The 9,516-nt window shown below is 70.1% G+C and carries 13 protein-coding genes and 1 pseudogene; 10 read left to right on the plus strand and 4 right to left on the minus strand.

What is annotated here, in order from left to right; genetic code table 11:
* Positions 1 to 297 precede the first annotated feature (297 nt).
* Together ACFYY6_RS27190 and ACFYY6_RS27195 are read right to left on the minus strand one after the other, a co-directional pair.
* Positions 298 to 1,107: a hypothetical protein gene (locus tag ACFYY6_RS27190; protein WP_389195714.1), complete on the minus strand. Its 810-nt coding sequence runs from the start codon at positions 1,105 to 1,107 to the stop codon at positions 298 to 300.
* 9 nt (positions 1,108 to 1,116) lie between these two features.
* On the minus strand, positions 1,117 to 2,289 hold the full coding sequence (locus ACFYY6_RS27195) for a cupin domain-containing protein (protein WP_384422284.1): 1,173 nt from the start codon (positions 2,287 to 2,289) through the stop codon (positions 1,117 to 1,119).
* 351 nt (positions 2,290 to 2,640) lie between these two features.
* On the opposite strand from ACFYY6_RS27195, the gene ACFYY6_RS27200 reads away from it, so the two are divergent.
* The 10 genes from ACFYY6_RS27200 to ACFYY6_RS27245 all read left to right on the plus strand — a co-directional run bounded on the left by ACFYY6_RS27200 (position 2,641) and on the right by ACFYY6_RS27245 (position 8,425).
* Positions 2,641 to 3,885, plus strand: a complete 1,245-nt coding sequence (locus ACFYY6_RS27200) for a transcriptional regulator (protein ID WP_389195717.1) — start codon at positions 2,641 to 2,643, stop codon at positions 3,883 to 3,885.
* A gap of 28 nt (positions 3,886 to 3,913) precedes the next feature.
* On the plus strand, positions 3,914 to 4,204 hold the full coding sequence (locus tag ACFYY6_RS27205; protein ID WP_389195720.1) for a hypothetical protein: 291 nt from the start codon (positions 3,914 to 3,916) through the stop codon (positions 4,202 to 4,204).
* The gene (locus tag ACFYY6_RS27210) at positions 4,201 to 4,470 is read left to right on the plus strand and encodes a hypothetical protein (protein ID WP_389195723.1); all 270 of its coding nucleotides are present in this window, start codon (positions 4,201 to 4,203) and stop codon (positions 4,468 to 4,470) included. Before ACFYY6_RS27205 ends, ACFYY6_RS27210 begins: the two co-directional genes overlap by 4 nt.
* 172 nt (positions 4,471 to 4,642) lie before the next feature.
* Positions 4,643 to 5,473 (plus strand): glycoside hydrolase domain-containing protein, encoded by an 831-nt coding sequence (locus ACFYY6_RS27215; protein ID WP_351632302.1) that lies wholly within the window; start codon positions 4,643 to 4,645, stop codon positions 5,471 to 5,473.
* 67 nt (positions 5,474 to 5,540) lie between these two features.
* Positions 5,541 to 5,816, plus strand: a complete 276-nt coding sequence (locus tag ACFYY6_RS27220) for a hypothetical protein (RefSeq protein WP_351632300.1) — start codon at positions 5,541 to 5,543, stop codon at positions 5,814 to 5,816.
* Positions 5,817 to 6,040: 224 nt separating this feature from the next.
* On the plus strand, positions 6,041 to 6,187 hold the full coding sequence (locus ACFYY6_RS27225; RefSeq protein ID WP_389195726.1) for a hypothetical protein: 147 nt from the start codon (positions 6,041 to 6,043) through the stop codon (positions 6,185 to 6,187).
* A gap of 126 nt (positions 6,188 to 6,313) precedes the next feature.
* Entirely contained in the window at positions 6,314 to 6,835 is a 522-nt protein-coding gene (locus ACFYY6_RS27230; protein ID WP_351635542.1) for an HAD domain-containing protein, read from the plus strand.
* Positions 6,836 to 7,319: 484 nt separating this feature from the next.
* On the plus strand, positions 7,320 to 7,556 hold the full coding sequence (locus tag ACFYY6_RS27235; RefSeq protein WP_389195729.1) for a hypothetical protein: 237 nt from the start codon (positions 7,320 to 7,322) through the stop codon (positions 7,554 to 7,556).
* Positions 7,557 to 7,678: 122 nt separating this feature from the next.
* A complete protein-coding gene (locus ACFYY6_RS27240; protein WP_351635547.1) occupies positions 7,679 to 7,939 on the plus strand; it encodes a hypothetical protein in 261 nt (86 codons plus the stop codon).
* A gap of 51 nt (positions 7,940 to 7,990) precedes the next feature.
* Positions 7,991 to 8,425 (plus strand): hypothetical protein, encoded by a 435-nt coding sequence (locus tag ACFYY6_RS27245; protein ID WP_389195732.1) that lies wholly within the window; start codon positions 7,991 to 7,993, stop codon positions 8,423 to 8,425.
* Here the strand turns inward: ACFYY6_RS27245 and ACFYY6_RS27250 are convergent.
* Together ACFYY6_RS27250 and ACFYY6_RS27255 are read right to left on the minus strand one after the other, a co-directional pair.
* Positions 8,425 to 8,601: pseudogene (locus ACFYY6_RS27250) on the minus strand (IS6 family transposase); the annotation flags it as partial. The gene ACFYY6_RS27245 and the pseudogene ACFYY6_RS27250 sit on opposite strands and share 1 nt — an antisense overlap.
* Before the next feature lie 723 nt (positions 8,602 to 9,324).
* A complete protein-coding gene (locus ACFYY6_RS27255) occupies positions 9,325 to 9,468 on the minus strand; it encodes a hypothetical protein (protein WP_351635537.1) in 144 nt (47 codons plus the stop codon).
* Positions 9,469 to 9,516 lie beyond the last annotated feature (48 nt).

Consider the following 9,516-nt stretch of genomic DNA (forward strand, 5'->3'; position numbering starts at 1 on the left):
TGAGGCATCGTGGTTGCTGTTCCGCGCCACACCGGCCCCCGGCGGCGAGCGCTTTGCTGAGGTGGTCCAACAGGTGTCGTGCGGATGGTGATGCTTCTGGCCGGTCCTCGGCGAAAGAGTGCGGGGGCGTTTTCCATCGCGCGGCCGGGCGTTCACGAGCCCAGGCACATCGAAGCCCGCAGTGAGGCGGCGGTGCAAGGCGCCACAGCCGCCGTGACCCCAATGGGTGAGGGGCGGCCACATGACGCTGCGCCCGCCGTTTCCATTGGAAACGGCGGGCGACGTGCAGCAGCTCCGCTACAGGTGAGCCAGCCGCTCGCGTACGGGGCCGACGAGCTCGGCGTAGAAGTCAGTGCGGTCCTGGGCCTGGAGGATCTGGGCGCCCACGGTCAGTAGGCCGGTCCGCGCCTCGGGCCGGTCCAGGACGGGGGCGAGCTCGGTCCGGATGCGGGCGGCCGTGGCGGGGGCCAGCAGTGCGTACAGGTACAGGGTGGCGGCGTCGTAGCCGTACGGGGCGCGGCCCCAGCCTTCCCAGTCCAGGATGTGCGGGCCGCGGGTGATGTTGCCGTAGTGGAGGTCGCCGTGGGCGGTGCTCCAGGTGATGGCGGCGTCGGCCTGGTGGCCGGTGAACTGAGGGATGACGCGGCGCAGGTACTCCTCGCGTACGGCTTCACGGTCCGCGGGCGGCGGGATGTCGGCGAGGGCGTCCAGGGCGGCGGCCATCTCCTTCCACCACGTTTCGGGCAGGGCCGGGTCCTCGTCGAGGACGGGGCGCGGGGAGACCATCGGGTCGGGGGCGAGGGCGTAGAGCTCGGCCCGGTAGGCGTAGCCGTCGGTGGTCCAGTCCCGGATGCGGAACAGGTCGGGGCGCGGCACCGATGCGGGGAGGGCGCGGGAGGTGGATGGGCCGTTCCACAGCGTGCCGCCCTCGGTGCCGGCCTCGGCGCAGACCACACGCAGCCAGTGCGGGCCCGCTGCGCTGGAGAGGGTCCGGCCCCGGTACCCCCACACCCGGCGGCCGGTGGCTCGCAGGCCGAACTGATCGGCGGCGTGCTGCTGGGCAGCCAGCATCCGGTCGGCGGTGGCGGGGGTGGGGGTCTCGAACATGGGCGGGTCCTACCTCGGCTGGGAGACGGCTGCCGCGTCCTTGGATACCAGCTCGGTGGCCAGGGCTGCGACCTGTTCCACGGTGAGACCGGAGCGCTCGGCCAGCTCCCCGAAGGGCAGGCGAGCGCCGGAGACCAGAGCCTCCAGCACGGGGCGCACGGAGGGGTGGAGCTCCCATTCGTGTCCGGCGGCGCGCAGTACGACGGCCTCGTCGGCTCCCTCCAGCGCGGCCCGGGCGGTGGTGAGGGCCAGGACCAGCCCCGGATCCGCGGGGACGTCGCCGATGTACGGGAGGGAGGGGGCCGGACGGCCGGGGTCGCGGGCGTCCAGGGAGGCGGCGAACTCCGAGACGACGTGGGGGTGGAGCGCCTCGGATACCTCCTTGCGCAGCTGCTCGGCGTACGCGGTGCGCTCGGCCGAGCCGGCCACCGTGGGCACGTTCGCGCGCAGGGTGGGGGAGTGGAGGAGCTGGCCGGCGAGCCACACCAGGAGGTGGTGCCCGGTCGCCGGGGTCAGGCCGCATGTCAGGTGCAGGGACCGGCCCTCGGTGGCGACCACCGCGTGCCACCAGCCCCTTGGCACGTACAGCATGTCCCCGGCCTGCAGGATCACTTCGGCCAGCGGCGGCCCTTCGGGCTTCTCGGGCGCCTCCACGTCCAGGCGTAGCGGATCCGTGCGGGTGGCCCCGTACAGGTTCCAGCGCTTCGCACCTTCGAGCTGGAAAATCACCGTGTCGTGGTCGTCCCAGTGGATCCCGAAAGCCTCGGTCGGGTGCCAGGAGGCGTACAGGTTGGCCTGGACGTCGGTACGGAAGTGCCGCTCCAGCGCCTCGGCCAGGACCTGGACGCCGGGGTGGAGCTTGTCGACGGCGTCCAGGACCAAGGAGGCGCCGGCGCTGATCTGCCGGTGAAGGCCGGAGGGTTCGACCCGGTGCCGGACCTCGGTGCGCTTGGTGACCGAGGTGTGCAGGTACTCGTACGGCGGGACCTGCGTGCCGTCGTTGAAAAGGCGCAGCCGCGGAGCGTCGAGGCGGTGGCGGGCGACCAGGTCGTTCAGGTCGTCCCACGTGAACAGGCCCCTCAGATCGGCGGCCTGTGACCAGTGCTGGTACGAGCGGCCGAAAGCCCCGGCGAGGAAGTCCCCGCCGAGGCTCCGGACCGCCGCATCAATCGCGGAGGTCATGGTCGGCGATCAGTCGTTGCCGTCGCCCTTGCCGGTGCCCCCGCCGTCGGGGGTCCGGGTCGCGGCTCCCTTGATGGAGCGGCTGGAGAGGATCAGACCGTTCATGACGTACTCCTTCGTGTCGGATGGAGCGTGGACGGCGCCCGTCGCCCCCAGGCGAGGCGGGCGCCAGTACGGGGCCGGCTGGGAGGGGGAGCCCCTGGAGGCGTTGTTCCGGCCGGTTCCGTTCGACCATTGAAGGTCCGGGGAAGACCACAAGGGAGTGCCGCTGCGGGGGGCCGATTCCCGCTGCGGGGTGCCGCGTTGGGGGGCCAGGATGGTCTTCGACACCTGGACAGGGGAGGCCCCGGCATGGTGAGCCCGGACGGAATCGGCGAGTTGCTCCGCACCATCAGGGAGAGGGCGGACCGGACCCGCGAGCAGCAGGCCAAGCGCATGACGGCCGCCGGCCTGGTGTGCACGGTCGAGAACCTGAAGAGGTGGGAGACCGAGCGCCGCTTACCGACTCCGGTCTGGCGTTCGGCGATCCGCGCCGTCTACTGCCTGACCGACGAGCAGCTGGACCAGGCCCTGGAGAACACCCGCAGATACCGCAGGCAGCAGAGGTTGGAGGACGACGACGTGAAGCGACGCAAGCTGTTCACCCTGGCGGCGGCCACGGCGGGGTTCGCCGTGCTGCCCGGCATCGCGCAGGCCCGGGAGGGCATCGACACCGGCCTGGACGCTGACGGCGCCGGGGACCTCGCCTACCTGGAGGGAGCGTTCGAGCGGCACCGGGGCGGCTACAACGGGCGGGCGCCCGATGCCGTCCTCGGGGAGATGCGTGAGGACCTGGCGCTCCTCGCCGCCGTCCTGCGCCGGCCCCACCCTGCGAAGGAACGCACCGACCTGGCGCGCACGGCTGCCGGGATCTCCGGCCTGGTGGCGATCGTCCAGCACGACCGTGGCGACCAGGCCGATGCACACCGCTGGTTCGCCACTGCGGCGAAGGCGGCCAGAGAGTCCGGGGACCGGAGGATGACTGCCTGGGTCCTGGGCCGTCACGCCATGGTCGGCCTGAACTACGGCGCCCCAGGGCAGGCCGCTCGCATCGCTGCGCAGGCCCGCCGGGAGGCCGGTGCCCGCCCGTCCGGCGCGGCCGCGCTCGCGGCCGCCGTCAACGCCCGTGCCCTGGCAGCCGTGGGCGACCTGCCCGGCGCCCGCCGCGCAGTGGACGACGTTCGCACCCTGGCCGAGCAGTTGGACGGCCCCGAGTCGGCGGACACCTGGTTCGGCTACCCGGCCCAGAAGCACCACGTCCACCTATCTCAGGCGTACACGCTGCTCGGCGACACCCGCGCCGCGTCCCGCGCGCAGGACGACGCCCTGGCCCTGACGACCTCGCCGTCGGTGATGACCCGCGCCCTGATCGCCATGGATACCGCCGCGTGTCTGCGGGTCGACGGAGATCCGGGCGAGGCCGCCGCGATGGCGGCCGCCGTCTACGACAGACTGCCACCCGCCTACCGGACCGGCCTGGTGCACTCCCGCGCCCAACTGCTCCACCGGCACCTGGACGGTGCCCCGCGCCGGCTACTCGGTGATGCCCTCGCCTGAGAGCCGCGGTGCAAAGGCGCGGCCGCCGGTGGCCCCGCTCGTGCTGCCCACGCCCCGTCCGGCCGTCGCCGCCCCGGCCCCGGAGGTCGCGGACGTCGACGACGACCAGGAGCTGGTCATCGAGGACCTGACGCGCGAGCAGGTGCTGGACTGGCGCAACCGCGCCGCCGCCGACCACCAGATCGTCCACGACCACATCGCCCGTTACGGCGAGCACTCCGCGCAGCGCCTGTTCACCCGGGCGTTCGTCGCGACCGTGCAGCGCCTCGCGGGCCTCGGTCACCTGGACCTCGGCTACACCCCGTGGGGGCAGGCATGAGCGGCAGCGAGACGTCCGGGCTCGACCTGGCCCGGGTCGCGTTGCGGACCGCGATGGAAGCGGCACGCGCCAACGGCGGTCCTCGGCCGCGCGGACTCGGAGGCGAGATCCGCCCCCGGCCTGCAGTGCTCCGCGAGCCCCCCGGCTCCGTGACCTTGCCGCGCGCGGCGCGCATCTTCTCCCAGGGGCCGGTGACACGCCATCCACTCCGCGCCAGGGCCCGTGCCGAGGTCGAGGCCGCCCGGCGGATGGAGCAGGAAGCATGACGAGCTCGCAGCCGCTGCCACGCGTGGTGGCGCACCCGCAGGTGCCAATGGACCACACGGCCGCTGCCAGCCTGGGCAGGGCCGAGTCTGGCAATCGCTGCAGGCTCGCCGCCTCCGGATAGAGTGAATCGGTTCCAGAGTCCTGGGGCCACACAGCAGATGGGTGGGGAATATGGCAAAGCACCGGCTTTCCAAGAGAGGCCGTTACATAGCGCTGGCGACCACGGGGGTCGCGGTCGTCGTCGGTGCCGGGGTTGCGGCGCAGACTTCGATGGCCGCGACGGCGTGGCCGGCTCAGAAGACGTACACGGGCCGGGCGTTCGACGCCTGCGCGGCGCCCTCGCTCAGCGCGATGACGGCGTGGAAGAAGGATGGCTACTACAGCGGTGTCGCCGTCTACATTGGCGGTAAGAACCGCGGCTGCGCCCAGGCCAACCTGACGAAGTCCTGGGTGAAGTCGGTCGACACGCTCGGCTGGCGGGTCATCCCTCTGTACGTCGGCGCCCAGCCGCCGTGTCAGCAGAGCGGTAACAAGGACAGGTTCACCGCCGCCACCGCGACCTCGGTCGGTGCCGCCAACGCAAACGACGCGGTCGCCAAGGCGGCCGCGCTCGGGATGAAGCCCGGCAGTCCGATCTACCTCAACATGGAGTCGTACGACATCACGAACAACGCGTGCAACGACGCCACGCTCACCTACGTAAGGTCCTTCACCAAGACCCTGCGTGCCAAGACCTACCGCGCCGGTCTCTACGGCTTCAGCAGCTCCAGCGCCAAGGCGATCGCCACCGCCAAGGACCGCACGGACCTGCCGGGCAACCTCTGGTACGCCCTGTGGAATGGCCAGGAGACCACCACCAAGGACTGGCCGTGGGACCCGAAGCTGTACACCGACCACAGCCGCGGCCATCAGTACAAGGCCAACAGCAAGGAAACCCGCGGCGGCTACACCATCAACGTCGACCGCAACACCTGGGACGCTCCCGTCGCCATCATCGGCTGATCTGAGAGCACAGATAGTGCGTAAGGGGAATATTTAGCATCCCGGAACGTGCAACAAGGGCCGACTTGTGCTTGCGATCACCGTGTTCGGTGTCACCGCGTTTCTGTCGGGGTGCTGGCTGATGCCCGCTCTGGCGATGTACATGGAGTCGTACGACCTCGACCCCAGCGCCCCGCAGCCGCACGGGCAGGCCCAGCTCGCCTGGCTCACGGTCTGCGCCCTCGCCTCCATCGGGATCACCTGGCTGCTCAGGATTCCCCGGAAGCCCCGTATGCGGCTGGTCGCCCGATGGGATCATCGTCCTGCGTGCCGTCGGCACCACGGTGCTCCTCGCCATCTTTGAGTTCGGTCAGTGACGTGTAGGCGCCGAGGAGCGTCCAGGGCCTGGGTGCGGGCCGCTGGAGGGGATCCTCGGCCAACCACTCCGGCCATGGTCGCTCATCGACCATGGCCGACGGAATACCGAGCACGTCCCTTCGGTGGCGGACAGGGTGATCAAGCTGCGCCAAGGTCGACGAGGGATGGGACGGCCGTAGTGGCGCCGTTACGGGAGGCTTGCAGGGAGGCATGGGCGGCGAGGACGGCGTGCAGACCGTCGTGGAGGGTCGCGTTGCGGTGGCTGTGGCCGAGGAGCATGTCGCGGAAGGCTTCGTGCTCGGCGACGAGGGGTTGGCTTCGTTCACTTCCGGCAGCAGCGTTTGTCTGCTGTTTTGAGCAGCAGTTGCGGATCTTGGGACCCGTGGATGTTCACGCGAAATAGCAGCAGGCGGGGCGGCGGTCGGTTGTCGGGCCTGGGGCATCGAGGCGGTCACCGGCGGGATCCGCCGCTATCGTGCTTCCGTGACTGGTTCCGCGCAGCGTGCACTGCTGTTTCTCGATGTCGATGGGCCACTCATCCCGTTCGGCGCGGTGTCCCAGCCGTATCCGACCTATGCGACGGGTTCTGAACTGCATGGTGCCGACGCGAATCCGCTCCTGACCAGGATCAATCCCGAGCATGGACCCCGGCTGGCGGCCCTCCCGTGCGAGGTGGTCTGGGCGACGACATGGATGGCGGACGCGAATGAGTGCATCGCGCCCCGCATCGGTCTGCCGCAGCTGGCAGTGGTGGTCTGGCCGGAGCCGTCCGACATCGACGACCAGGACGAGCGGAACGGACTGCACTGGAAGACCCGCGCCCTTGTCGAATGGGCCGCGGGACGCCGGTTCGCCTGGGTCGACGACGAGGTCACCGACACCGATCGGGCCTGGGTCGCTGCCCACCATCAGGGGAAAGCCCTGCTCCATCGTGTCGATCCCCGCCATGGCCTGACTGGCAGCGACTACACGGCTCTCGACTCGTGGCTGCGACAGCCGGCCTGACACGGCTGGAGAACGTGAAGAGGCCGCGAGAACGACCCGGTTGCGCTGTGTGGGACGGCTCGCCACCCGTGAGGACGGCGAGCCGCCGGGACAAAACCCGCAGGAGTCAGCTGGCCGTGGCGGGTTCTTCGGCTCGGGCCCTGGTGCTGGCGAGGCGGTAGGAGTCGGTGCCGGTCAGCGGCCGCCGGCCCGGCCGGTGCCGCGCCAGCCGCTGCGGAAGGCGGGCCGTCGCCGTGAGTGGATTCGCGCCCGTACCGGTCCCAGAGGGGGAACGAAGTTCCGGCTGTGCAAGATCTGCACACCAGACGTACCGGAAGGCGCTCTCGAGGAAGCCAGCAAGGCGTGAGAGCCAGTAGCCCGCCATGATGGAGAGTCAGATGCTGGCGTCCGGCCGCACGGTGTCCTCGCCGACGGGCACGGCCTGGTCGTCGGCGCACCGGCAAACCGCCCGCCCCTCCCGGACGGACCTGGACATCAGGCAGCGGTGGAACGGCAGACCGCCGCGCTGCGCGAGCTCAGCCGTCGCGCGTTCCCCGAGCCGCCCGCGTCGGACGGCGCACCGGCCCCGATTGAGCAGGTCCGCCTCCAGCGGCGCCGCCAGGCCGACACCTCCCACGCGGCGGCTCTGCGCCGGGCTTGTGCGGAGCGCGCGGCAATGGACGCCGGAGCGGTGGTGGTGGCCTCGGTTCCGCAGCCGGCGCCGTTGGGCAGGACCGCGTGAAGAGGGAGGAGCTCGAAGCGTCAGGGGCAGCGACCGATGCCCGTCACGTGTTTTCAGGGGGTTGGCGGACCAGAATCCGAAAGGCCCGCCGTCGGCCCCTCCCTCGCCCCTACGGTGAAGGCATGACGTACGACCACCTCATCGCGCCCGCCACGGCGTTGACCGCGCGGGCCGAGTACGACGCCGACTGGCACGTCTACATCGACGACCCCATCCAGGGCCCGCTCGGCTACTGCACCGGCACCGACGCCCCGTTCGACCCCGATGCCGCCACCCGGGCCCTGGAGCGGGACGGCTGGCGGGTCACCGGCCCCTGGGCCCCGACACCCCCGACAGCCGAAGCGCTGTTCACGACGACGGTCGAGAAGACGGCTGACGCATAGCCAGAGGCACAAGCCGAGCAGGACGTCCGGGTTCAGGAAAGGGAGCAGTACATGTCGTGGAAAGACGCGGTCCAGCCGGCCCTGCGGATGCTGCTCCAGCCGGAGACCCGGATCGACCCGCACCTGGAGATCCTGCGCCTGGGCGCGGAGCACGAGGACATCGAGGCCGACGACATCGTGCTGACCCTGGCCCTGGGCGGCGCACTGGTGACCGGCACCCTGGCCTCCACCGACACCTGGGAACGCCTCCACCTCCGCCAGCTCGGCGACTACGACGACACCCTTCGCAGGGTCGCACGCCACGCGGTCGGGCACCTGGACGAGGCCGCCGAGAAACGCCGGCGCCCCCGCGAGACCGACCAGCGCTTCCTCCACCTGCAGGATGTGACCTACCGCTCCGGCCGCACCACCCACACCCTGCCGACCTGGCGCGGCCCGATCTCCGCGATCAGCGGCTGGACTCTCGGAGCATCCGACAAGGACTGACCGAACTTCAGACACCACCGGCGGATCGTCTCGTAGGACGCAATGACGCCGCGCTGCAGCATCAGCTCCTCCACCTCACGGAATGACAACGGGAAGCGGAAGTACAGCCACACGCAGTGGGAGATCACCTCGACCGGGTACCGGTGCCCCTTGTACGACGGCGGCGTACTACCCACGGACAACCCCCTCCACCGTGATCAACCCGAAGATCATCCCACCCCGTCAGCCAACGTGACAGCGCCGCCAAGCGGCTTCAGCCGCGGGATCTTCCCCGAGGCGGCAGCCCCTGGTATCGATGCCTGCGGGCCGCCTTATGATCGCGACCATGGCAAGTATGCGTCGGGCAGTACTGAACGGCTTCAGGGACGTCGATCGCGCTCTTGGCGGCGAGCAGCCTCCTACACGGTTGCAGCGGTGGGGTGCCCGGCACCCCCTTCTCGTGGCTTTGTGTGTGAGCCTACCCTTCACCCTTTTTTGTATGGCCTTGAGCCAAACTCACGAGTTCCTTGGCGATCTCTTGCTGCCCCTGAGCGCAGGGCTCGTCATGGGCTTGATTTTCGGCTTGACTGCTCTGTCGGAACGGCGCCGCCAGAACCGCCTCCGCAGCGTCGGCGGTCAGCGAGGTTGACGCCCTCAGCTTCCTTACTGCGGTCCCTACGCCCAAGGAAGACCGGGGCCCTGGCTCCGCCTCACCGCGGACAAGCATTCGTATCCCGCAAGCGGAACGCGGACGGCGCTACCGGCCAGGCTTACGGCCGGTAGCGCCTGCGACGGGTTAGCTGCACCCGGCTTCCCTGTGCTCAGGGCTGTCGTTATCGAGCGGTAACGGTCCTCGTTTCCACAGTTCCGTTTGGTTGCTCGCTAACAGGACGGCACTGTCGCTGAGGCGGGTGTGCTGTTCAGCCGTTTGATGTCCTTTCGACCACCCAGCCGAATCCGAGGATGATCGTCGAGCAGAAGAAGAGCCGCTCGCCGTCCATGTGTCCGTAGAGCAGAGATGCGGCGATCCCTAGCGCGAAGACGAGTGCCCCGGCCCAGAACATCGCTCGTGAAGTTTGCTTTGCTTTGTTTGCCACAATTCCTCCCGACCC

It is taken from the genome of Streptomyces sp. NPDC001750 (genome assembly GCF_042892615.1).
Lineage (GTDB): Bacteria > Actinomycetota > Actinomycetes > Streptomycetales > Streptomycetaceae > Streptomyces.

Coding starts and splice junctions, on each gene's coding strand:
- ACFYY6_RS27190 (WP_389195714.1), bottom strand. CDS start 1,107: ATGTTCGAGACCCCCACCCCCGCCACCGCCGACCGGATGCTGGCTGCC.
- ACFYY6_RS27195 (WP_384422284.1), bottom strand. CDS start 2,289: ATGACCTCCGCGATTGATGCGGCGGTCCGGAGCCTCGGCGGGGACTTC.
- ACFYY6_RS27200 (WP_389195717.1), top strand. CDS start 2,641: ATGGTGAGCCCGGACGGAATCGGCGAGTTGCTCCGCACCATCAGGGAG.
- ACFYY6_RS27210 (WP_389195723.1), top strand. CDS start 4,201: ATGAGCGGCAGCGAGACGTCCGGGCTCGACCTGGCCCGGGTCGCGTTG.
- ACFYY6_RS27215 (WP_351632302.1), top strand. CDS start 4,643: ATGGCAAAGCACCGGCTTTCCAAGAGAGGCCGTTACATAGCGCTGGCG.
- ACFYY6_RS27225 (WP_389195726.1), top strand. CDS start 6,041: ATGGGCGGCGAGGACGGCGTGCAGACCGTCGTGGAGGGTCGCGTTGCG.
- ACFYY6_RS27240 (WP_351635547.1), top strand. CDS start 7,679: ATGACGTACGACCACCTCATCGCGCCCGCCACGGCGTTGACCGCGCGG.
- ACFYY6_RS27245 (WP_389195732.1), top strand. CDS start 7,991: ATGTCGTGGAAAGACGCGGTCCAGCCGGCCCTGCGGATGCTGCTCCAG.
- ACFYY6_RS27255 (WP_351635537.1), bottom strand. CDS start 9,468: ATGTTCTGGGCCGGGGCACTCGTCTTCGCGCTAGGGATCGCCGCATCT.